Source organism: Arthrobacter endolithicus (genome assembly GCF_026627425.1).
In the GTDB taxonomy this organism is placed as follows: domain Bacteria; phylum Actinomycetota; class Actinomycetes; order Actinomycetales; family Micrococcaceae; genus Arthrobacter_M.
Genome location: NZ_JAPNLH010000006.1, coordinates 203,976 through 225,968 on the forward strand (window position 1 = coordinate 203,976; position 21,993 = coordinate 225,968).

The 21,993-nt window shown below is 65.1% G+C and carries 18 protein-coding genes and 1 pseudogene; 15 read left to right on the top strand and 4 right to left on the bottom strand.

Features of this window, described 5'->3' with window-relative positions:
* Nucleotides 1-25: 25 nt before the first annotated feature.
* The 4 genes from OS914_RS07630 (at nt 26) to OS914_RS07645 (ending at nt 4,150) form a co-directional block, all read left to right on the top strand.
* Nucleotides 26-1,231, top strand: coding sequence for an argininosuccinate synthase (locus tag OS914_RS07630; protein ID WP_267545441.1), 1,206 nt, complete (start codon nt 26-28; stop codon nt 1,229-1,231).
* A gap of 2 nt (nt 1,232-1,233) precedes the next feature.
* Entirely contained in the window at nt 1,234-2,691 is a 1,458-nt protein-coding gene (gene argH / locus OS914_RS07635; RefSeq protein ID WP_267545442.1) for an argininosuccinate lyase, read from the top strand.
* 133 nt (nt 2,692-2,824) lie between these two features.
* On the top strand, nt 2,825-3,343 hold the full coding sequence (locus OS914_RS07640) for a pyridoxine/pyridoxamine 5'-phosphate oxidase (RefSeq protein ID WP_267545443.1): 519 nt from the start codon (nt 2,825-2,827) through the stop codon (nt 3,341-3,343).
* A 33-nt stretch (nt 3,344-3,376) separates the two neighbouring features.
* The gene (locus tag OS914_RS07645; protein ID WP_267545444.1) at nt 3,377-4,150 is read left to right on the top strand and encodes a maleylpyruvate isomerase family mycothiol-dependent enzyme; all 774 of its coding nucleotides are present in this window, start codon (nt 3,377-3,379) and stop codon (nt 4,148-4,150) included.
* Between the two features lie 135 nt (nt 4,151-4,285).
* Here the strand turns inward: OS914_RS07645 and OS914_RS18185 are convergent.
* Nucleotides 4,286-5,047, bottom strand: a pseudogene (locus tag OS914_RS18185) (CDP-alcohol phosphatidyltransferase family protein); the annotation flags it as partial.
* A 503-nt stretch (nt 5,048-5,550) separates the two neighbouring features.
* On the opposite strand from OS914_RS18185, the gene OS914_RS07655 reads away from it, so the two are divergent.
* The 3 genes from OS914_RS07655 to OS914_RS07665 are packed head-to-tail and all read left to right on the top strand — an operon-like array spanning nt 5,551 to nt 8,568.
* Nucleotides 5,551-7,281: a glycoside hydrolase family 15 protein gene (locus OS914_RS07655; RefSeq protein WP_324290630.1), complete on the top strand. Its 1,731-nt coding sequence runs from the start codon at nt 5,551-5,553 to the stop codon at nt 7,279-7,281.
* Nucleotides 7,278-7,949 (top strand): TVP38/TMEM64 family protein, encoded by a 672-nt coding sequence (locus tag OS914_RS07660; RefSeq protein WP_267545445.1) that lies wholly within the window; start codon nt 7,278-7,280, stop codon nt 7,947-7,949. Before OS914_RS07655 ends, OS914_RS07660 begins: the two co-directional genes overlap by 4 nt.
* Nucleotides 7,942-8,568, top strand: a complete 627-nt coding sequence (locus OS914_RS07665) for a CDP-alcohol phosphatidyltransferase family protein (RefSeq protein WP_267545446.1) — start codon at nt 7,942-7,944, stop codon at nt 8,566-8,568. The genes OS914_RS07660 and OS914_RS07665 overlap by 8 nt, the downstream gene beginning before the upstream one ends.
* Here the strand turns inward: OS914_RS07665 and OS914_RS07670 are convergent.
* Nucleotides 8,550-9,980, bottom strand: a complete 1,431-nt coding sequence (locus OS914_RS07670) for a dihydrolipoyl dehydrogenase family protein (RefSeq protein WP_267545447.1) — start codon at nt 9,978-9,980, stop codon at nt 8,550-8,552. The two genes, OS914_RS07665 and OS914_RS07670, sit on opposite strands and share 19 nt — an antisense overlap.
* 26 nt (nt 9,981-10,006) lie before the next feature.
* Here OS914_RS07670 and OS914_RS07675 point away from each other — a divergent pair, with 26 nt between their 5' ends.
* The 4 genes from OS914_RS07675 to OS914_RS07690 all read left to right on the top strand — a co-directional run bounded on the left by OS914_RS07675 (nt 10,007) and on the right by OS914_RS07690 (nt 13,908).
* A complete protein-coding gene (locus tag OS914_RS07675) occupies nt 10,007-10,750 on the top strand; it encodes a class I SAM-dependent methyltransferase (RefSeq protein ID WP_267545448.1) in 744 nt (247 codons plus the stop codon).
* 685 nt (nt 10,751-11,435) lie between these two features.
* Nucleotides 11,436-12,944 (top strand): hypothetical protein, encoded by a 1,509-nt coding sequence (locus OS914_RS07680; protein ID WP_267545449.1) that lies wholly within the window; start codon nt 11,436-11,438, stop codon nt 12,942-12,944.
* Between the two features lie 90 nt (nt 12,945-13,034).
* The gene (locus tag OS914_RS07685; RefSeq protein WP_267545450.1) at nt 13,035-13,175 is read left to right on the top strand and encodes a hypothetical protein; all 141 of its coding nucleotides are present in this window, start codon (nt 13,035-13,037) and stop codon (nt 13,173-13,175) included.
* Between the two features lie 52 nt (nt 13,176-13,227).
* Nucleotides 13,228-13,908: a haloacid dehalogenase type II gene (locus OS914_RS07690; RefSeq protein ID WP_267545451.1), complete on the top strand. Its 681-nt coding sequence runs from the start codon at nt 13,228-13,230 to the stop codon at nt 13,906-13,908.
* A gap of 121 nt (nt 13,909-14,029) precedes the next feature.
* Here OS914_RS07690 and OS914_RS07695 read toward each other — a convergent pair whose 3' ends face one another.
* Complete coding sequence (locus tag OS914_RS07695; RefSeq protein ID WP_267545452.1) at nt 14,030-14,584, bottom strand: methylated-DNA--[protein]-cysteine S-methyltransferase; 555 nt, start codon at nt 14,582-14,584, stop codon at nt 14,030-14,032.
* Nucleotides 14,581-16,164, bottom strand: a complete 1,584-nt coding sequence (locus tag OS914_RS07700) for a DNA-3-methyladenine glycosylase 2 family protein (protein WP_267545453.1) — start codon at nt 16,162-16,164, stop codon at nt 14,581-14,583. Before OS914_RS07700 ends, OS914_RS07695 begins: the two co-directional genes overlap by 4 nt.
* 118 nt (nt 16,165-16,282) lie before the next feature.
* Between OS914_RS07700 and OS914_RS07705 the strand changes: the two genes are divergently transcribed.
* The 4 genes from OS914_RS07705 (at nt 16,283) to tyrS (ending at nt 21,441) form a co-directional block, all read left to right on the top strand.
* Complete coding sequence (locus OS914_RS07705) at nt 16,283-16,930, top strand: DNA-3-methyladenine glycosylase (RefSeq protein WP_267545454.1); 648 nt, start codon at nt 16,283-16,285, stop codon at nt 16,928-16,930.
* A 201-nt stretch (nt 16,931-17,131) separates the two neighbouring features.
* Entirely contained in the window at nt 17,132-17,665 is a 534-nt protein-coding gene (locus OS914_RS07710) for an adenine phosphoribosyltransferase (RefSeq protein ID WP_267545485.1), read from the top strand.
* A 161-nt stretch (nt 17,666-17,826) separates the two neighbouring features.
* Nucleotides 17,827-20,067, top strand: coding sequence for a HelD family protein (locus OS914_RS07715; protein WP_267545455.1), 2,241 nt, complete (start codon nt 17,827-17,829; stop codon nt 20,065-20,067).
* 60 nt (nt 20,068-20,127) lie between these two features.
* Nucleotides 20,128-21,441, top strand: coding sequence for a tyrosine--tRNA ligase (gene tyrS, locus OS914_RS07720; RefSeq protein WP_267545456.1), 1,314 nt, complete (start codon nt 20,128-20,130; stop codon nt 21,439-21,441).
* Nucleotides 21,442-21,993: the final 552 nt, after the last annotated feature.

Here is a 21,993-nt window from a genome sequence, read left to right on the forward strand (position 1 = left end):
TGAACCCTAATTCAAGGAGCATGAAGTGACTGATCGCATAGTTTTGGCCTATTCCGGTGGCCTGGATACTTCCGTTGCCATTGGCTGGATCGGGGAAGCCACCGGTGCCGAGGTTATCGCCGTCGCCGTCGACGTCGGACAAGGCGGCGAGTCGCTGGAAACGATCCGCCAGCGCGCTCTGGGCTGCGGCGCCGTCGAGGCCTACGTTGCCGACGCCCGCGAGGAATTCGCTGACGAGTACTGCGTCCCCACTTTGAAGGCCAACGGTCTATACCAAGGACACTACCCACTGGTTTCCGCCATTTCCCGGCCCGTCATCGTCAAGCACCTGGTCAAAGCGGCCCGCGAATTCGGCGCCAGCACCGTCGCTCACGGCTGCACCGGCAAGGGCAATGACCAGGTCCGCTTCGAGGTCGGCATCCAGACCCTTGGGCCGGATTTGAAGTGCATCGCACCGGTCCGCGACCTGGCACTGACCCGCGACAAGGCCATAGCCTTTGCCGAAGAAAAAGGTCTGCCCATTGAGACGACGGCTAAGAATCCTTACTCGATCGACCAGAACGTCTGGGGACGTGCCGTGGAGACGGGGTACCTGGAAGATATCTGGAACGGCCCCACCAAGGACATTTACGACTACACCGTCACCCCGGAATTCCCGCCGGCGGCTGACGAAGTCATCATTTCCTTCGAACGCGGCGTTCCTGTCGCCGTGGACGGCGTCAAACTTTCCGCCCTCGCCGTCATTCAGGAACTGAACCGCCGGGCAGGGGCGCAGGGCGTGGGCCGGATCGACGTCGTCGAAGACCGCCTGGTGGGCATCAAGAGCCGCGAAATCTACGAAGCTCCCGGTGCCATGGCCCTGATCACCGCCCACAAACACCTCGAAGACATCACCATTGAGCGCGAGCAGGCTAGGTTCAAGGCCACGGTGGGCCAGCGCTGGAGCGAGCTGGTCTACGACGGCCAGTGGTTCTCCCCGCTGAAACGTTCACTGGACACCTTCATCGAGGACACCCAGCAATACGTCACCGGGGACATTCGGATGACCCTGCACGGCGGCGCGGCCGTGGTGACAGGACGACGGTCCGGGACCTCGCTGTACGATTTCAACCTCGCAACCTACGACACCGGAGACACCTTCGATCAGTCCCAGGCCAAGGGTTTCATCGAGCTCTGGGGCATGTCCTCCAAAGTTGCATCCTCCCGCGACCAGCGCGTGGCCGGGCAGTAGCGGTGGTTGACCTGAACCCGTCGGCCGGACAGAGCGGGGGCGGGGAGAGCTCGGGGACGAACACCGGTGCGCTCTGGGGTGCCCGGTTTGCCGGTGCCCCGGCGGATGCGCTTGCCGCGCTGAGCAAATCCACGCATTTCGACTGGCGGCTGGCGCTGTATGACATTGCCGGTTCCAAGGCGCACGCGCGCGTGCTGCACCAGGCAGGACTGCTCGACGGCGGCGAGCTGGCCGGGATGCTTGACGCCCTTTCCCAGCTGGCCGCCGACGTGGAATCCGGTGCCTACACCGCGGCGGAAACCGATGAGGATGTCCACGGTTCACTGGAGCGGGGGCTGATAGAACGTGCCGGGGCGCCGCTGGGCGGCAAACTCCGGGCCGGCCGCTCACGCAATGACCAGATCGCCACGCTGGGCCGAATGTACCTGCGCGACCACGCCCGCATCGTTGCCCGTGGAGTGCTCAGCGTTATTGACGCCCTGGTGGGCCAGGCGAAGGCGCATCACGGCGTGGCCATGCCCGGCCGCACACATCTCCAGCACGCCCAGCCGGTGCTGCTCAGTCACCATCTGCTGGCCCACGCCTGGGCGCTGTTGCGCGATGTGCAGCGGCTGCAGGACTGGGACAAGCGCGCAGCGGTGTCACCGTATGGCTCGGGCGCGCTGGCGGGCTCTTCGCTGGGTCTGGACCCCAACGCGGTTGCCGCGGACCTGGGTTTCGACTCGGCCACCTGGAATTCTATTGACGGCACCGCTTCCCGCGATGTGTTCGCCGAGTTCTCCTGGGTCGCCGCCATGATCGGCGTGAATCTGTCGCGGATCAGTGAGGAAGTCATTCTCTGGGCCACCAAGGAATTCTCCTTTGTCACCCTCGATGACTCCTACTCCACCGGCTCCTCGATCATGCCGCAGAAGAAAAACCCGGATGTCGCGGAGCTGGCGCGCGGTAAGGCCGGGCGTCTGATAGGGGATCTGACCGGGCTATTGGCGACGCTGAAGGGACTGCCGCTGGCCTATAACCGGGACCTGCAAGAAGATAAGGAACCGGTCTTCGACGCCGCGGACACCCTCGAACTGCTGCTCCCGGCCGTCGCCGGCATGATCGCCACCTTGGTCTTCAACACCGACCGGATGCAGTCCCTGGCCCCGCAGGGCTTCGCGCTGGCCACGGACATCGCCGAATGGCTGGTCCGGCAGGGAGTGCCGTTCCGCGACGCCCACGAGCTTTCGGGCGCCGCCGTGAAGGTGGCGGAGACCCGCGGTGTGGAGCTGTGGGACCTGACGGATGAGGAGTACGCGGGAATTTCTGCACACCTCACCCCGGACGTCCGCAACGTGCTGAGCACGGAAGGCTCGTTAAACAGCCGCAGCGCCCAAGGTGGCACGGCGCCGTCCGCTGTCCTGGAGCAGTTGGCCGCCCTCCAGGGGCAGCTGGGGGAGGTCCGCGCCTTCCTGGCCTGACCGTCGTCGTGCTGACGTCGTGCTGGATATGAGGTCGTGACGACTATGAAAATGCCCGCGTCCGCCCTTGTGGATGCGGGCATTTTATGCGCTAGATTCGCGGTGGCGCGGCCAGTGGTGGGAGCATGTTGCCATGAGCGAATCCTTCCGGCGCAGACTGCGGGCGCTTCCCGACTTTCCTGACTTAATGCCGGATTTTGATCCGGAGAAGGCTGCGGCGGACCCAGCCGTGCTCTTCCGCGCATGGCTGGAGGACGCCGTAGCGGCGGGCGTTCCGCAGCCGCACGCCTGCAGCCTGGCGACGGCGGACGCCGGCGGCAACCTGTCCTCCCGCATGCTGATCCTGAAGAACCTCGACGACGACGGCTGGCACTTTGCCACGGCGCGTACGTCTCGTAAGGGCCGCGAACTCGCAGCAAATCCCCGGGCGGCTATGAACTTCTACTGGCCGCAGGTCGGCCGGCAGGTCCGGCTGGCGGGAACCGTCGTAGAATTGTCCGCCACGGCTTCCGCTGCGGACTGGGCGGACAGACCCGCGGCCGACGGCACCGCGAATCCGCAGTGGCAGCTGTATGCGCTCCGGCCTTCGGAGATTGAGTTCTGGCAGGCCCGGGCCGATCGCCGGCATATCCGGCACCGCTACGTTCTCTAAACGAAACTACCGCTTGAAGGATAGGCTGGGGCGATGACCGAGTCTTCTCCCGCAGCGCTTAACCCGACGCAGCCTTCCGCAACGCAGCTACTGGCCAATCTGGACGGCGCGGCAGCCGTCATGCTGGACAAGGTCGCAACACTTACCGATGACGATGTCGGCGGCGCGTCTGCGCTCGCCGGCTGGACGCGCGGACACATATTGGCGCATCTGTGCGGGGTTGCGAACGCCTTGGCTCGGCAGGTCGAGTACGCCGTGAGGGGCGAAAAGATCGCATTTTACGACGGCGGCTATGAGGGACGGACACACGCCATCGAGGTCGCCGCGGGTAACGGTGCGGCGGAGCACCTGCGTGATTTAACGAGCGCTCTGGACCGCGTCCTGGCAGATATGCACGGCCTGGCTGACGCGGGCTGGCAGCTGCCGATAACCTACCGGGACGGCGTCATCTATGACGGCGGACTGGCGCTGTGGCGGGAACTGGTGATCCATCTGTCCGATCTGGAGCTGGGACGTGGGCCGGAAACCTGGACCGCGGGCTTCTGCAGCCACCTTTTTGACTTCCTCCAGGCTCGCGTGCCTGCCTCGTTGTTGTTAAAGCTTCAACCGCTCGGTCTGCCGGCCTTCACGCTGGGGCACGGCGGTGCGGGCGCCAGGACCGTTTCCGTGGGTGGAATGCTGACGGACCTTGCTGCTTGGCTCGCCGGCCGTACGCCAAGCCTGGGCAGCCTTCGCGCAGAAGCCGCGGCAGACGCCGTCGACCTTCCCGAACTGCTCCCATGGCCGGCAGCCATCGCCCCGAAATAACGCGCGAGGTGCTGAAACTTCGCTCTGCTTAGCCCATCCCCTAGGCCTTCGCGCCGGGCCACAAGGACAAGGTCCAGCCGGAAGGCGGTCTCGGCGTAGTTTGCCGCTGGTGTCGGTGAACTGTCTCAGCACAATCCTAAGACCGGTGATGACCTGTAGGGTTGCGGCCGGACGAATCCAGCGGGACCGTGGCATGTCCTTCATGGCACCACTGGCAAAACTTGCCGTGGTGACGGCGATAACGGTGACACCCCATGCCGCGAACGACGCCGCGCGCAGCCAGCGGTTGGGCTCGTGCCGGAGGGTGAACCAGGTCCACAGCGCGGTATCGGCCAGGAAGTCCGCTTGCCGCCCGAACCGGGTCTCGGTACCGGTCGCGCGGGAAATCCGCCCATCGAGCCAATCCGTCGCCAGCGCCATGATCGGCACCGCGTTTCCCAGGCGATTCTCCAGTGCAGGAAGGTTCGCGCGAATCAGGGTGAGGGTATTCGCGACCCCGAGCGTGCACCGGCCCTCCAACATGCCCAGATGGCTGACTGTGAGAAGCCAGCTCGCTGCCACCCACGTGCGGTGGCGCGGATCCGCAAGAGCGGCAAGTCCGGCATGCAGCATGGTCGATTCGAGCAGGGCCCGACGACGAAGGAGAGCCTGCCGAACGGAGCGCCTGGTTGCCCGGGCAAGAAATCGCGACCACGCGGACGGCGTGTAGCGACCGGCGCGAAGCGTGCACAGGAGCTCATCGGTTGCGGCACGACTATCCGGTTCATCAAGGACGCCATCACTGACAATCCCTACCGTGACCCCTCCCGGGAACACTTCCCGTCCGTCCCCCTCCGGAGCGGTCTCCGCCAGGGAGATGCCGGGCATAGAGACCTCCTGAGCGCGATGGGTGGGCATGATGGCTCCATTTCGTTCCGGCTTTGTCCCCTCTACGGTACGGCGGTCCAGAGCCAAGGCACCTCGATCCCGGCGCCTATCTATGGCCGCAGGCAATTCTCACTCCGCTACGATGGATTTCCTGGGCCCGGACCTCACCCGGGGAAGAAATCGTCGGCGGGGGAGACTTCATTCGGATTCCCGCACAGGACGCTTCGGGCGTTATGTGTCCTCGATTGCGGAACGTGGGCCAGAATCATCCCTACATTGGTAGGGCCGGGTTGCACGGATTAAAAGTTCGCCGCCACGAAGCGTTACCGCGTAATGAAAGCGATATGCTCGGATTTTTCCACCGCGCCCTTGAAAACGCGCTGGACCGTCGTGAATGAAATTAGGCAGGGTGTACCGATGACCAGCGAACCGATTGCCAACTACGCCATGCTCTCGGATTGCCGCTCCGCGGCCCTGGTGAGCGGCTCGGGTTCCGTGGACTGGCTGTGTTTCCCCCGTTTTGACAGCCCTCAGTGTTCGGACGGATCCTGGGCGAGGACGCGGGTTTCTGGTCGATCCGGCCTGCGGCTCCATACGCCTCGACCCGGCAGTACCTCGGCCCGACGATGGTCCTTGAAACGGTCCACACCGCGGTGGACGGGACGGTGACAGTCACCGATGCGCTGGTGCTGGGAGACGGGAACCGGGGCCACGAACTGGGTGCCGGGGCTCCTGGAACGTTGCTGCGTCAGGTGGCCTGTATCCAAGGAGAAGTCGAGCTGGAGGTGACTTTCGCGCCGCGGCCGGAGTACGGCCTGGTCCGGCCGCTCCTTGAAGAATCGGCCGGCGGAATCGTCGTCCTCGGCGGGCCCGATCTGCTGGCTTTCTCCACTCCGGTTACGTTCGAACTCGATAATGGTCAAGCGCGGGCGAAGCTGGTTCTGCGTACCGGAGACGTTCTGGGATTCGCGCTTCACCACCAGAGCGCCGGGCCGGTATCGCAGGTGTTCTGGAGCCAGGAAGAGATAGGCCGCCGGATGGAGGACACACTGGAGGGCTGGGGCAGCTGGTCGCAGCTGCATCAGAGTTACGACGGTCCCTGGCAGGACCTTGTCGCTTCCAGCGGCCGGATCCTGCAGGCACTGACGTTCTATCCGACCGGTGCGATCGTCGCAGCCCCCACGACGTCCCTGCCCGAGGTCGCCGGCGGCACCCGGAACTGGGATTACCGGTACACCTGGATCCGGGACGCCAGCATGACCCTGCAGGCGCTGTGGGTGGCCGCGTGTCCGGACGAGGCCGGGAAATTTTTCCAGTTCCTCGCGACGGCGGCCGGCCGGCTGAACGGCGGCGACGAGCTGCAGATCATGTACGGCATCGGCGGGGAACGGGACCTGTCCGAGCGCGAACTGGCACACCTTCCGGGGTGGCGCTCGAGCGCCCCGGTGCGGGTGGGCAACGGCGCCTGGGACCAGCGCCAGCTCGACGTCTACGGCGAACTCCTCGACGCAGCCGCCACCCTCCCGGAATATCTCAACGATCTGGATCCCGGGACGCGGCGGTTTCTTGCCGATGCGGCCGACGCTGCCGCATCGCGCTGGCAGTCCACGGATCAGGGCATCGGGGAGGTCCGCGGCACTCCCCGGCATTACCTGCATTCAAAGCTGATGTGCTGGGTGGCCGTTGACCGGGCCATCAGCCTCGCCGGGGTCCTGAACACGGAAGACCGGGTTCCGCACTGGACGCAGACCCGGGCGCAGCTCGCCGACTCGATCCGGAAGAACGGCTGGAACGAAACAGCCGGCGCCTATACCCAGGCCTACGGCTCCGCGGACCTGGACGCGTCGGTGCTGATGCTCGCCATCGTGGGGTTCGTGCCCGCCGACGATCCCCGGATGCTTGCCACGATCGACGCCATCGAAGACAGGCTTACGGACAGCCGGGGTCTGGTGTACCGGTACCAGGCAGACGACGGGCTCGCCGGGGAGGAAGGCACGTTCCTCCTGTGCACGTTCTGGCTGGCCCATGCCCTGGCCCTGGCCGGACAGACCCGGCGCGCCCGCGCCGTCTTCGAACGAGCCGCGGGGTTCGCCACGGATCTGGGCCTGCTGTCCGAGGAGGTTGCCCCGGACAGCAGCGAGCTGCTCGGAAACTTCCCGCAGGCCTTCAGCCATATCGGCCTCGTCAACGCAGCCTGGGCCATCCGCACGGCAGAGGACGAAGACGGGCTCCCTGCCGCCGGCGGCGGCGGGGAAACCCCGTGACGGGTGCCATTCCGGGCGGACGGCGCCGGGCGCTGATTCGGCTGGGGATCCTAGTGTTTCTCGTGGCTGCCGCCGCAGCAGCGGTGCTGGTCTTTCCGCTCCCGCCGGTCGGGGAGATCCGCAGCTATTTCGGCAGAACGGGCTGGTGGGGGCCGGCGGCGTTCATCGTCGCCTATGCAGCGCTGACGCTGGCTCCGGTGCCCAAAAACGTCCTCTCCGTTGCAGCCGGGTTGATCTTTGGGCTCGGCGGCGGTGTCACCGTCGTCTATGCCGGTGCGATGCTCGGTTCCGTGGCTGCCTTCTGGCTGGGCCGCTGGCTGGGCCGGGAAGCGGTGGAGAGTTTCACCGGCACGCGGGTGGAGAAAGTCGACCGGCTGCTGCGGCGGCGCGGGATGGCGGCCATAATCGGTGTCCGTCTAGTGCCCGTTCTGCCGTTTACGGCCATCAATTATGCGGCAGGGCTGACCTCCCTGGGCTGGTGGCAGTACCTCCTTGGGACTGCGATCGGCATCCTTCCCGGCACGGTGAGTTTCGTGGCGTTGGGTGTGTTCGGACTCAAGCCGGGATGGCAGCTCGACCTTGCGCTCGGCGCCCTCGGAGTGCTGACTTTGGCCGGGCTGGTGGTCGCCGTCCGGCGGCGCCGGACGGGGAAGGGTGCCGATGTTTGATGCCAGGTTGCGGCGGGTCATGGAGCCGGCTCTGGGAAGGGCCGCCGCCTGGCTGGACCGGCCGGGGATCACTCCGGACAGGCTGACGGCCGTGAACCTGATTCTTGGCCTGGCCAGTGCGGCCCTGGCAGCCGGGCAGTGCTGGCTGCCTGCCCTGGCCGCGTGGCTGTTGTGCCGGATCGCCGACGGCCTCGACGGTCCACTGGCCCGGCGCCGGAACCGCCGCACCGGAAACCGGGACACCGGCAGGGGCGGATTCTGGGACATCTGCGCCGACTTCGTCGTCTACGGGGCAACGGTGGTCGGCGTGGGCATCGGCGCAAGCGCCGCGTTCGCCGCACCCTTGCTGCCGTTCCTGCTGGTCCTTTTTGCCTACTACATCAACGGCACCGCGTTCCTGGCGTTCTCCTCCATCGCGGAAAAAGCCGGCCGCCAGATCCGGGACGGTCGGTCGCTGTCGTTCCTGCCCGGCCTGACCGAGGGCGCGGAGACCATAGCCGTGCACAGCCTGTGGCTCATCTTCCCCGGTGGTGCGTCGGAAATCGCCGCCGTCTGGGCGCTGCTGGTCACAGCCAGTGCGGTCCAGCGGATCATCGCTGGCTACCGCTCCCTGCGGTGAAGCGCAGCGCTATCCAGCCAGCGGCGCCGCCCCCAGACCAGGGCCGCCGTGGCCCGCCCCATCAGGGGGGAGGCCAAGCGCTCCCTGACATCAGCAACGGCAGCGTTCCACACGCCGTCCGAATAGGTGGGGTAAGCATGAGTTGTTCCGGCAATATCCGAGGTGGTCATGCCCTTCTGCACGGCCAGGGTCAGCTCGGTCAGCGACTCCCCGGCCCGGGGGCCCACCAGGGTGCCGCCGAGGATTTTCCCCCGACCGTCCACGACCAGCCGGGTGAATCCACCCGTGTGGCCTTCGGTCACGGCCCGGTCAACGTGGGAGTGCTGGACCGTCCGGACGCGGTGCCTCGAACCGCCATCGGCCGTGGAAAGCCCGACGGCGGCAACCTCCGGGGACGTGAACGTCACCCGGGGCACCGTGGCGCTGATGCGCCGTTTGAGCCCCAGGACGGCGTTGGCGGCCGCTACTGATGCGTGGACGCCGGCCAGATGCGTGAACTGCCGGTGCGCGGTCACATCCCCCGCGGCCCAGATGAGAGGGTTGGTGGTCCGCATCCGTGCATCCGTAGTGATGTGGCCGCCCCCATCCAGCTCCACCCCCACCCGCTCCAGGCCGAGGCAGGCGGTCCGGGGCACGCGCCCGATGGCCATCAGGACCGCGTCGGCCGGAACACTGGCGCCGTTCCCGAGCCGGAGGCGCGTTCCCGCGTCCGTGCCGGCAGCGTCCTGTATGCCGGTGTGCTCCAGGATGCGGACGCCGTCGGATTCGAGGGCTTGTCGCACCAGCGAGACAGCGTCGGGGTCTTCCCTGGGAAGGATGCGGGAGCGGACCACCATGGTCACCTGTGCTCCCATCCGGGCGAAGGCCTGCCCGAGTTCGCACGCGATGGGACCGCCTCCCACGATGGTCAGCCGGGCTGGGAGGGTCTCCAGGTCCCACACCGTCTCCGAAGTCACAGCAAAGGCCGGATCCAAGCCCGCGATACCGGTGGTGGCCGGCGCAGCACCAGTGGCGACCAGCGCCTGCCGGAAGCGGATTGTCTGGCCGTCGATTTCGGCCACGCCGGGTGCGCGGAACGTCAGGGTGCCCTTGACAACCCGCACCCCGGCGGCTTCGAGCGCTGCCGGGGAGTCGACAGGTTCAATGAAGTTGATAGCGGCGAAGATCCGTTCCCGCACTGCCTTGAATGCCGGCGCCTGCCCGGTCAGTGCACGCACTTTAGCCGCGTGTTCGGCGGCTGAGAGGAGCGTCTTGGACGGGACGCAGCCGGTCCACAGGCAGTCACCTCCCGTGCGGGCTCGTTCAACCAGCACGGTTCGCGCCCCCAACCCGGCCGCTGTCGTGGCGCCGACGATTCCGGCCGTGCCGCCGCCCACCACCAGCAGGTCTACGAGTTGGTGCTGGTCTGTCATGATGGAGTCCTCTTCAGCGAGCTTAAGTGCCGGACGCGGCACCGGCCGGTGAGATCCACAGCGACCGTGCCGCTGCCGCGGAGCGCATCGGAACAGACCGGAAGGAGCGCATGGTGAGCGATAAATACACGCGGTTTGCCCCGTTCTATGACGTGTTGTCGGGGGAATACCCTCTCTATCATGCCGGACGGGTGCTCGGCATCGCTGCCCTCGCCCCCACTCAGGGCCAGCAGGTGCTGGACATCGGGTGCGGAACGGGGTTGAATTTCCGCCTTCTGCAGCAACGCATCGGTGCTTCCGGGACCATCGTCGGCATCGACCGCAGCGCCCAAATGCTCCGCCAGGCCCACCGCCGCGCCGAGGCGCGCGGCTGGTCCAACGTCATCCTGGTCCAGGCAGACATGGTGCTGGTGGACCCCGGCGCCCTCTCGGGGCGCATCGTGGAGGCAGGGGGATCGGCACTCTCGGACGCCGCCCTGGCAACATACTCACTGTCGCTGATGGGCGATTGGAAACGCGCCTGGGCAACCATGACGTCCCTGCTGGGCACCGACGGCCGGATCGGCGTCGTCGACATGCAGGACCCCCTGAGTTGGGCGCGGTGGCTCGCTCCGCTGGCGCGGCTGGCCTGCGCGCTTGGCGGGTCCGACATCCACGCCGCACCTTGGCGGGCCGTCGAGGAACAGTGCGCCGACGTCGTGCGGGCCTCCGCACGGGCCGGCCACCTCCAGATCCGGGCCGGAAAGACGGTGCCGTTAGGGACGATGTGAACTGAAACAACGTGCGCCCCTGGGGCGGGGCGGTCCTCCCGAAATAGAAGATGCCGGCGGGGAGACCCTGGCAAACGCCGAGGTGTTGTGTACTCCAGATGACTGAAGTGGGCTCCGCACACGCCATAGCGTGGGCCGGCAACCACACCTTGCAGGAAAGGACACCGCCCATGGCTGCTGACCACCGTGCTGAGTCTGGTGCGTCAATGATCTGTGGCGCTATTCTAGGACTGGTGGCAGTTCGAATCATGGCGAGCCGGCCATGAGGTACAAATGCCAAAGTGAGCTGGCCGCCGTCCCCGGCGACCTCCGCTCTTCCAACGCCCTGGTCCTACCCCCTGCTCTCCACCGCTTGCCCGGAAATTCAACGGCCAAATCGTCTTCGATCCCCACAGCGGCATCGATACCCGCGACGACGGCAGCTAAGTAGCCCTAGGCTCGCCACCTTTCCTTACCCCCCACATTACGAAAGGCTGGAGATCACCCCCAAGCCACGCATTCCCACACATGCGGTTGCCACAGCACCCGAAGCATCCCGGGATACAGCCAGGAAATTCGAGCAGAAAACGGGCAGGCTGCTACTTTAACCACTACGCCGGCACCGAGCCGGATCTCGCGGCGGAAGCGGAACTGCACGTTGAAAAAGGAACGGGACCACCACGGGCCTCCGGTTCGCCTCCGCAGTATGACTAAGAGGATCACCATGAAGATCGCAGCCCTCCTCCGAGCTATCGAAATTGCCACCAGGCCGATTCATCCCGAGAGCAGGACTGCGTTGGAGCGGCGCTGGGCGCAGCTGCCTGACCACGTCAAAACCCCTGGTCAGCTGCTGGGGCGGGCCGCCGTCGGATGCGAAGGCACGCACGGGGTGTTCCCTAAATGCAACCTGACCTGCTCACCCTGCTACCACTCGGCCGACGCAAATAAGGTCAGGATCGACGGCGGCCATACCGTCAAAGGGGTCACGGAGCAGATGGAGTATCTCCGCGGCGTTCGTGGTCCCCGCGCGCACGCACAGTTGATCGGTGGCGAAGTCAGCCTGCTCCCCGCAGGGGACCACGCCGCGGCGTTGCTGGCCATGCGCGCCAACGGCCGGGAACCGATGTCCATGACCCACGGCGACTTTGACTACCAGTACCTGCTCGACGTCGTGCTGGGCCCGGAGGGTAGTCCACGCTTTGACAGGATCTCCTTCGCCGCGCACTTTGATTCGTTGATGCGCGGACGCCGGGACGCCGTACGCCCCCGCGACGAGGCCGAGCTCAACCCGTTCCGGGCACGATTCGCTGACATGTTCACCACCCTTAAACGTGATCACGGCGTCCGCTCGTACATCGCCCACAACATGACCGTCACACCTGCCAACCTCGACCAAGTCACCGAGGTGGCCCGGGCCGTGCTGGAGATGCCCTATGACATGCTCTCGTTCCAGCCGGCGGCCTACATCGGGGATGACCGCAGGTGGTCAGGAGGATTCGAGGCCGTCTCCATCGACGCCGTGTGGTCCCGGATCGAGGCCGGGGCCGGACATGCCATCCCTTGGCAGGGCACCCAGTTCGGGGACCCACGCTGCAACAGGACCGCCGTCACCGTCACCGCCGGGACCCGGAGCGCGGCTCTGCTGGACCCGGAGGATCCGCGGGACCTTGCGGCCCGCGACCGCGTTCTGGCGCACTTTGGCGGCATGATTTTTGGTGGCACGCCAGGATGGATTGTGGCCGCAAAAATCCTGCGGGCGCTCCTAGTCCACCTTGGCGACGTTCCTGTCCTGGCGTCCTTCGCCCTGCGCCTTGTTCACCGGGCCGGAGGGCCGGCGGCCGTTGTGGCTGCGGCTTGGAAGCGGCGGCTGTCCTTCAAAACGTTCGTGGTACACAATTTCATGGATGCCGTCGACGTCGCCCCTGCCTGGGCTCTGATGGAGCAAGGCGTGGCCAGCGAGGACCCGAAAATCAGGGAAACCCAAGAACGCCTCGGCGCCTGCATGTACACCATGAGCCACCCGGAGACCGGGCAGTTGGTACCCGCCTGCGTCCAGCATTCGGTTCTGGATGCCGGCGAAAACCTCGGATTGCGCAAAATGCTCCCCATCAGGCCCCTTACGCACCCTCCGGCGAACGGGGATCCTGCCTCCACCGCTCCTGCCTCCACGGATTCGGTCACCGGCCTGGCCGGCACCCGCACAGGAAAAGGCTGACATGCGAAGATTTGGCACCCGCCGCCCACGGTCCGGCATCTACGCCGAAGACCTTGATCCCCGCAGCCCAACACGTCGCTGACCAAGCCTTTGGATCCGCTGCTGGTCAACGACTTCGGAACCGCCGTCAACGGCTGCGAGGCACCATGGAACAAGGCGCAGTTCACCATCGTCTACAACTCGGCCACCATCACCGACCCGCCGCACACCCTGGATCAGGCAGACTGGTGATGAACCTCAGAAGTTCCATACCGGATTTTCCCTACTCGAAGGAGAACTTCTTGTGAAAAAACCGTCGGTGATTGTTTTTGACGTCAATGAAACCCTTTCGGACATGTCTGCTATGGCAGAGAGGTTCACCGAGACCGGCGCACCTGCTTCGTTGGCGAAGCTGTGGTTTGCGACCCTGCTGCGGGACGGGTTCGCCCTGACCGTGGCGGGGGATAATCCCGGCTTCGCCCGGATCGGCGCCGAGGCTCTGCGTGGGCTGCTGCCCGGCGCCGGGATCGACAAGTCTCTGGAGGAGGCGGTCGGGCACATCATGGCTGGCATGGAGTCCCTGGGCCTGCACCCGGATGTGGCAGCGGGCGTCGGTGCACTAAAAGCGGAAGGCTACCGGCTGATCACCCTCACGAACGGATCGACGCAGATTGCGGAAGAATTGTTCGCGCCAGTGGGAATTCTGGACCAATTTGAGGCCCTGCTCTCCGTCGAACAGGCGCCGGCGTGGAAACCAAACCCTGCCGCTTACTCCTATGCCGCGGGGGTGTGCCGGACAAGCCCTGAACAGATGCTGCTGGTCGCTGTCCATCCGTGGGATATCCACGGCGCCGCCCGGGCCGGACTGCAGACGGCGTGGCTCAACCGCACCGGCGCGGCCTACCCCGCCTATTTCAGCGCACCCGACCTTACCCTGACGGCGCTCACCGACCTCCCGGGAGCCCTTCGGAGCGCCACCCACTGAGTCTGGGCGGAGTCTTTACTGCCATCTCAACCGTTGAATAGTCCGCCGGGTCCGCAGGAAAAAGCGAGGAACCCCAGGCGGGACTTGATGAGGTCGCCACAGTAACTCTATGACGGGCGGTTCAACAGTTCCCGTATCTACTCCGGCAGCTATCTACTCCGGCATCGTAGTCACCACATGAGGCGTTTGCCTCGCGTGCCAGCAGGCTTTCCTTCACGGCCAGACCCCAGCGGAAGCCGCCCAGCGTCCCGTCCGTGCGGACTACCCGGTGGCACGGCACGAACAGCGCTGCTGCGTTGAACGCGCAGGCACTGGCCGCGGCCCGGACTGCCGCCGGATTACCGGCCAGCAGTGCGTATTCGGTGTAGCTCACGGGCTTCCCGGGGGAAACCGTCCGCAGGACTTCCCACGCGTGTGCCCGGAACGGCCCGGATTTCTGCAGCACCGGCACCTGCATGATGTCGCTGGCTTGCCCGTCGTAATAGGCGGTGACGGCGTCGGATATGGATCCAAGGGACGCCACTGCGGTGTAGCCGGTGGGGCGGAGCAGTGCATGGATCTGGCCGGTCAATTCGTCCAGCTCGGCGGTCCAGCCAGCGGACAGCACGGCGCCCTCGGCGGCAACAATGGTGAAGGGTCCGTCCGGCGTGCTCATAGTCAAGGTTTCGGCGATCATTGTGATGCCCTCTCAATGCGTGTGGTTGATGGAGCTTCTGCAGGAGCTGTTGTAGTCGGTACTGCGGTGGCGGCACGCCAAAGATGCATGGTCGCGTAGGAACGCCAGGGGCTGAAGCGCGCTGCATAGCCCGTCAGCACCGACGCCCCAATCCCCGCAGCCGCGCCCGCGTCACCCCCGCTGGCCTGGCCGACCGGGCTTTCGCTTAGCCTGGCGAAGCCGTTGCGGACGGCCGCATCAGTGGGCAGAAAAATATCCGGCGCCCCGAGCACCCGCATTGCAACGTAGCCAACCGTCCACGGACCGATCCCGGGCAGCGGCAACAGCTTGGCGCTCAGTGACGTCAGGTCATCTTCAAGTCCGATGGCCAACTCGCCAGTGGCCAGCATGCGGGCGACAGCGCAGACCGATTCGATCCGTTTGCGCGGTCCGCGCAGAATTTCCGGACCGTATTCGGCAATCAGCTCCGGCGTGGGGAAATGCCGCAGTAACGTCCCCGACGGGGTCCGGCCGGTAAGTCCGACGGCGGCCAACTGGTTGAGCGCGGTACGTGCGGCCGCGACGGTAATCTGCTGGCCGATCATGGCCCGAATCAGAATTTCGCCGGCATCCAGTGCGCCGGGCAGGCGGATTCCGGGAAGCATCGCGACGCGGCGGGCCATACCGGGCTCCACACTCAACACGGCATCTATCCCGGCAGGGTCCGCATCAAGGTCGAGGAGCCGGCGCACGCGGCTGAGCAGGGCCGGCAGGTCGCGCAGATCCTCCAGCCGTGCGGAGAGTTCCAGCGCAGTCCCCGTCCAGCGCAGCTCAAAACAACCGTGCCCGCAGGGCAGAGCCAGGGCCCGGGCATACCGGCTTGCGTTCCCCTCCTCGACACCCAGCACGGAACGCGCGGCCAGGAACGCGAAGATTCCCGGATCGAAGGGTTTTCTGAACGGCAGGGCCAGGGAGAGTTCGGCCGGCGGGCCTGCCGTCGATCCGGGAACTGCCGGGCTGGACGATGGAACGTGCGGATGCCGGTGCTGACCCCGCGTCCGGAGCGCCGTTGGCGTCATCGAAAATACCTCGGCGACCGTTTCATTAAACTGGCGGACGCTGCTGAAGCCGGCGGCGAAGGCAATATCGGATGCCTTAATGTCCGTTGCCGTTAGCAGTGTGCGGGCCGTCTGGGCGCGGCTGGCGCGAGCCAGTGCCAGCGGGCCGGCCCCTAGCTCGGCGGTCATGATCCTATTTAACTGCCGGCTGGAGTAGCCCAGGCGGGCGGACAGTTCCGGCACACCGCCCCGGTCCATGACGCCGTCGGCAATTAACCGCATGGCGCGTGCGGCCACATCCGAGCGGACGTTCCACTCCGGACTGCCGGGGACCGCTTCGGGAAGGCAGCGTTTGCAGGCGCGGTACCCGGCCTCGTGGGCCGCAGCCGAAGTGCGGAAGAAGGAAACATTGGCGGGCTTCGGGGTCCTGGCGGGGCAGGAGGGGCGGCAGTAGATGCCGGTAGTGCGCACCGCAGTGAAGAACTGCCCGTCGAATCGGGCGTCCCGGGATTCGATCACCCGGTACTGCTGCGAAAAGTCCATGACTCCATGTTCGCAGGGATCGGGGTGCTTCGCTGGCGGAAATCGGACATGGCGGGGCTGCCGATTGCGGCGCATAGGCGACTCGTATCATCGAACCGGGGACTGCTACGGTTTTGCCATGGCCGCCAAATTCGAGCTGCTGGAACTGCTCCAGCAGCCCTCCGTTGTTGTTGCACCCAGATTACTCGGCGCCGTCGTTCGGCATCGAAGCGCCGAAGGCACCGTCGGCATCCGCCTGACGGAGGTTGAGGCGTACATGGGGCCAGCAGACTCTTCTACACCGGATCCGGGAGCGCACAGCTACCGCGGACAGACACCGAGGAACACCTCCATGTTCGGACCGGCCGGGCACTTCTACGTCTACTTCACCTACGGTATGCACTATTGCGCCAACCTGGTGTGCTCACCGGCTGGTACATCCTCCGGTTGCCTGATGAGGGCGGGGGAAGTTGTCGAAGGCCACGAGCTGGCGCGGACCCGCCGACCGGCTGCCCGCAAGGACAAGGAACTGGCGCAGGGCCCGGCTCGGCTGGCCTCGGCATTGGCGATGGATCTGAACCACAACGGTGCCTGGGCTCTTGGCGGGGATTTCAGTATTGAATTGGGGCCTGCAATGGAGCCGGACGATATTCTCACCGGGCCCAGAGTGGGATTGGGCGGACCCGGCGGATCGGCAGATTACCCGTGGCGGTTCTGGATTGCCGCAGATCCTACTGTTTCCCGTTACAAGCCCGCTGTAGTGCGAAAACGGCCTGCTGTTCCATAATTGCAGAGCGCAGGGAACTAACGGCGCTCCGCGCAGCTGCACCAGCCCTGTGGCCCAAGGGCCCGCCAGCGTCGTCGGTTTTCCACAAAGCCGTCCGCCGGGAGGAGGCGCGATCGTGACGTGCGGGCCGGCTTCCCTCAGCGATGCGGGTACCGTGGAGACGTGACTTCTGCTGCTTCCGCCGTACCCGCGCCGCGCACAATGCCGCCCCGCGAAGGGGTTGAATCCATCATTTCGCGGCTGACCAAGACGGTTCCGGATTATCCGCAGCCGGGGATTTCCTTCAAGGACCTGACACCGGTTTTCGCCGACGGACCCGCGTTTCATTCGGTCGTCGCTGCGTTGGTGGAGCCATTTGCGGGCCGGTTTGACGCCGTCGCCGGCGTTGAAGCGCGCGGTTTCCTGCTGGCGGCCGCGGCGGCCTACGCCACGGGAACGGGCGTCATTACGGTCCGCAAGGCGGGAAAGCTGCCGCGGGAGGTTTACCGGGAGGAATACGCGCTGGAGTACGGCCGGGCCGCGCTGGAGTTGCACAAGGGCGATGTCCCGGCGGGTAGCCGTGTACTGATTCTTGACGATGTACTGGCCACCGGCGGCACCCTTTCCGCTGCAGCACGGCTTTTTGAACGCGCCGGCGTGCATGTGGCGGGTTTCGGCGTCGTGCTTGAGCTCGGGGAACTGCGTGGCCGAGCGTCTCTGGCAGGCCACCGGGTGCGTTCACTGATGCGGCTTTAGCCCCTGCGGCGTCGAGTACGACGGCGCGTGTGGCAGCCGTGAAGAAGCGCCGTCCGGCACGCAGAATAAGCGTCGTCCGCGCGTTTGAGACGCGCGCCATATGAGAAGCGGGAAATACCGGTAGAATGGACGGTCTGCCTTTTGCGAAAGGGATCGCCGCAATGCTTGATGCTGAACTCGCCCATGAGCGGGAGTACGTAGCGGGGCTTTACACCCGTTTGGATGAACTGCGTGAGGAGAAACTGCGACAGCTGGAGCAGGTCCGGCGCAGTACGGCCATGGGGACCCATCAGATGAGGTCCGAGCGGGACGCATTTGCCTCACTTTATGAGAACCGCCTGGCACAGCTGAATGCGGTGGATGACAAACTCGCATTCGGCCGCTTGGATTTGGATTCCGGGGAGACCCGTTACATCGGCAGAATCGGTTTGTCCACCGAGGACCTGCAGCAGTTAATGGTGGATTGGCGCGCGCCGGAGGCCGGAACCTTCTATCAGGCAACTGCCTTTGAACGCCAAGGCGTGCGCCGCCGCAGGCATTTGATCCTGAGCGGGCGTGACGTGAAGGCCATCGAAGATGATGTGCTGGATTCGCACATGCTCATGGAGGGGACCTCGCTGCAGGGTGAGGGCGCGTTACTGGCGGCGCTCAATTCCAAGCGGACCGGGCGGATGTCGGACATTGTTGGCACCATCCAGGCTGAGCAGGACAGGATAATCCGTGCCCCGCTCTCGGGCGCGCTCGTGGTGCAGGGCGGTCCCGGCACGGGCAAGACGGCTGTCGCACTGCACCGGGCAGCCTACCTGCTGTACACGCACCGGGACCGGCTGAAGTCTGCCGGCGTCCTACTGGTGGGACCGTCGTCGTCATTTATGAAGTACATTGAGCGCGTGCTGCCGTCCTTGGGCGAGACCGGTGTGGTGATGGCCAGCGTGGGGCGGCTGATGCCCGGGATTGTAGGCGCGGCGGGTGAAGATCCCGAGACTGCCGAGATCAAGGGCCGGCTGCTGATGGCGGAGGTGATCCGCAATGCCGTTGCGAACCGGCAGCGGATTCCGGCGCAGGATATCAAGCTCGACGTCGAAGGTACTACGCTGCTGCTGACGCAACGGCAGGTCCGGCGCGCCCGGGACAAGGCCCGCGCCACGGGGAAGCCGCACAACGAAGCGCGGCTGACGTTCGTGCGGATTCTGCTGCGCGAGCTGACCGAGCAGCTGACGGATCATATCGAATCGTCGGGCTTCGGCAATACGGCGGATCGCGCGTATCTGGCGGAGGACGTTCGGCAGGCACGGGAGGTGCGCATCGCGCTGAATCTGGCGTGGATGCCGATGACGCCGCAAAAGCTGGTGGCCGAGCTGTTCAGCAAAACGGCCATTCTGGACGCTTCGGCACCGATGCTCAGTGTCAAGGAGCGGGAGTTGCTGCGCCGCGGGGCGGATTCGCCGTGGACGGAGGCGGACGTTCCATTGCTGGACGAGGCGGCTGAGCTGCTCGGCGAGCAGGATGCCACCGGCGGCCGGAACCAGGCTGCCCACGAAGCGGAAAGGCGCCGGGACATCGCCAATGCCGAGCGTGCGATTGACAATATGACCCAGGCCATGGCGGATTCCGGCGTGGATGGGATTCTCACCGCGGAGGACTTGGCGGACCATAACGCCGTGCAGGAGAATCGGCTCACGCCCGCCGATCGAGCCTTGACGGACCGGACGTGGGCGTTTGGCCACATTGTGGTGGATGAGGCGCAGGAGCTCTCGGCTATGCAGTGGCGCCTGCTGGTGCGTCGTTGCCCGGTCAAATCCTTCACCATCGTCGGTGATATTGCGCAGACGAGCTCGTCCTCGGGAGCCGGATCCTGGCAACAGGCACTGGCACCGTTCGTGGGGGATCGCTGGCAGCTGGAGGAACTCACGGTGAACTACCGGACGCCGGCGCAGATTGCCGAAGCGGCGGTGCGAATGGCGAATGCGGCCGGCCAGAGGGTTTCCGCGCCCAAGGCGGTCCGCGAGGGGCTGTGGGATCCGGTGGTCGATCGCGTCGCCTCGGACGAGTTGCTGTCTAAGCTCGTGGCGGTTGTACCCGAGGAAATGACGGCGATCGACGGCGGCCTGTTGGCCGTGATTACCCCGCGCAGCCAGGTCCGGGCCGCTGCCGACGCGCTGCGCACTGTTTACGGTCGGCGGATCGGGCACGGGGCAGGCTCGATTGAACAGGACATCGTGGTGATGGACCCGCATGAGGCGAAAGGGCTGGAGTTCGACGGCGTCATCATCGTCGAGCCGTCGGCCCTCCTAGTGGGCAACGCCGGGAGGGTGGGGGACCTGTACGTCTCGATGACCAGGCCCACGCAGCGGCTGCGGCTGATTACCTCGACGGCGCTTCCGGCCGGAATCGAGGGCTGAGCGCCACGACGCTGCGGACCGAAGGCGGGCCAACCGCCGTCGGGCTGGTAATTTTGAACTGTGCCAGAACCGACAGCTATCGCAGCCCAGCGCAATGATCCGACTTTTGCCAACATTTGGCAGGAACTCAAGTGGCGCGGCCTGATTCAGGTCTCCACCGACGAAGGGGACTTGGAGGCACTGCTCTCCGGCGCCCCGGTGACGTACTACTGCGGCTTCGACCCGACCGCGCCAAGCCTGCACCTGGGCAATCTGGTGCAGCTGCTGACGATGCGGCGTCTGCAGCTGGCAGGCCACAAGCCGCTCGGGCTCGTCGGCGGATCCACCGGGCTGGTGGGGGATCCGCGGCCCACGGCGGAACGGACCATGAACACCAAGGAAACCGTGGCCGAATGGGTGGACTCTCTTCGTGCGCAGATCCAGCGTTTCCTCAGTTTCGAGGGCGAGAACGCCGCACGACTGGTCAATAACCTGGACTGGACCGCCCCGATGAGCGCCATCGATTTTCTCCGGGATGTCGGCAAGTACTACCGCGTGGGCACCATGATCAAAAAGGACATTGTTGCCTCGCGGTTGAACTCCGAGGATGGCATCAGCTACGCGGAATTTAGCTACCAGGTGCTGCAGGGGCTGGATTTTTTGGAGCTTTTCCGCAGCTACGGGTGCGTGCTCCAACAGGGCGGCTCGGATCAGTGGGGCAACCTGACCAGCGGTACGGATCTGATCCGCAAGGTGGAGGGTAAGAGTGCGCACGCAATTGGCACACCGCTGATCACCAATTCGGACGGAACCAAGTTCGGCAAAAGCGAGGGCAATGCGATCTGGCTCGACGCCGCGATGTGCAGCCCGTACGAGATGTACCAGTTCTGGCTCAATACCTCGGATATAGACGTTGTCGAGAGGCTGAAAGTGTTCACCTTCCTGAGCCGGGAGGACATTGAAGAATTTGCTGCGGCCGTGGCGCAGCGCCCACAGCTGCGTGAGGCGCAGCGAAAGCTGGCCTATGACGTTACCTCCCTGGTCCACGGTGCCGATGCCGCGGAAAAGGTTATCGCTGCCTCCGCGGCGCTTTTCGGGCAGGGCGATCTGGCGGGGCTGGACGTGGCGACGCTCGTAGCGGCGACGAAGGAGCTCCCGCATGGAACGGTGGAACGCGATGGCCTGGGCATTATCAATCTCCTGGTGCTCTCCGGACTGTCCGCGAGCAACTCGGCGGCCAGGCGGACGGTGGCCGAAGGCGGGGCCTATGTCAATAATAGGAAGATTACCGATCCGGACGTCGTGATCTCCAGCGACGACCTCCTGCATGGCAGCTACCTGCTGATGCGCCGCGGGAAGCGGACGCTGGCTGTGCTGGAAGTCCGCGCCGACTGAGGCTGAGGTTGGCTGCCGACACCGGCTTGGTACCAAGTTCGGTACCGGCGGGGGCACCGGCGTCCGCAGCTGCTTCGGCATCGGTCCAGGCCCCGCACAGGGGTGGATTTGCACCTTCCCCGCTGCGCGTGTAGTGTCTTCTAAGTCGCCCGCTGAGGAGCGGAGATAGCCGTTTGAAACATGACGGACTATCTCGTTGGAGCGGTGACAAAACCTCCTACCAAATCCGGCTGTTGGTTCCTGCGCTCTTTTAGGGCAATGCAGAATTAGCAGCGCATTTGGCGTGGGGAAATGTGAAATCCGGTAGAATCCGCGGATTTGACAAAAGAAAAGTAATTGAAATATGCTTTAGATGTTGCAGCGAGGAAATGCAGTCGAAATAATAAATTGATTTTATATCAATTTACGACTGCGAAGTACTTGAATGCGTCTGTTGTTTGAGAACTCAATAGTGTGCCAAGTTTTGTCGATACCGATTATTTTTATTGGTTGAGATTGTTGTTGTCTGCCACCCCGTGGTGGGTGACAATTTTTTTGGCTGGTTTCGAATTT

Coding starts and splice junctions, on each gene's coding strand:
- OS914_RS07640 (WP_267545443.1), top strand. CDS start 2,825: ATGAGCGAATCCTTCCGGCGCAGACTGCGGGCGCTTCCCGACTTTCCT.
- OS914_RS07645 (WP_267545444.1), top strand. CDS start 3,377: ATGACCGAGTCTTCTCCCGCAGCGCTTAACCCGACGCAGCCTTCCGCA.
- OS914_RS07665 (WP_267545446.1), top strand. CDS start 7,942: ATGTTTGATGCCAGGTTGCGGCGGGTCATGGAGCCGGCTCTGGGAAGG.
- OS914_RS07670 (WP_267545447.1), bottom strand. CDS start 9,980: ATGACAGACCAGCACCAACTCGTAGACCTGCTGGTGGTGGGCGGCGGC.
- OS914_RS07680 (WP_267545449.1), top strand. CDS start 11,436: ATGACTAAGAGGATCACCATGAAGATCGCAGCCCTCCTCCGAGCTATC.
- OS914_RS07695 (WP_267545452.1), bottom strand. CDS start 14,584: ATGATCGCCGAAACCTTGACTATGAGCACGCCGGACGGACCCTTCACC.
- OS914_RS07700 (WP_267545453.1), bottom strand. CDS start 16,164: ATGGACTTTTCGCAGCAGTACCGGGTGATCGAATCCCGGGACGCCCGA.
- OS914_RS07705 (WP_267545454.1), top strand. CDS start 16,283: ATGGCCGCCAAATTCGAGCTGCTGGAACTGCTCCAGCAGCCCTCCGTT.
- OS914_RS07710 (WP_267545485.1), top strand. CDS start 17,132: ATGCCGCCCCGCGAAGGGGTTGAATCCATCATTTCGCGGCTGACCAAG.
- OS914_RS07715 (WP_267545455.1), top strand. CDS start 17,827: ATGCTTGATGCTGAACTCGCCCATGAGCGGGAGTACGTAGCGGGGCTT.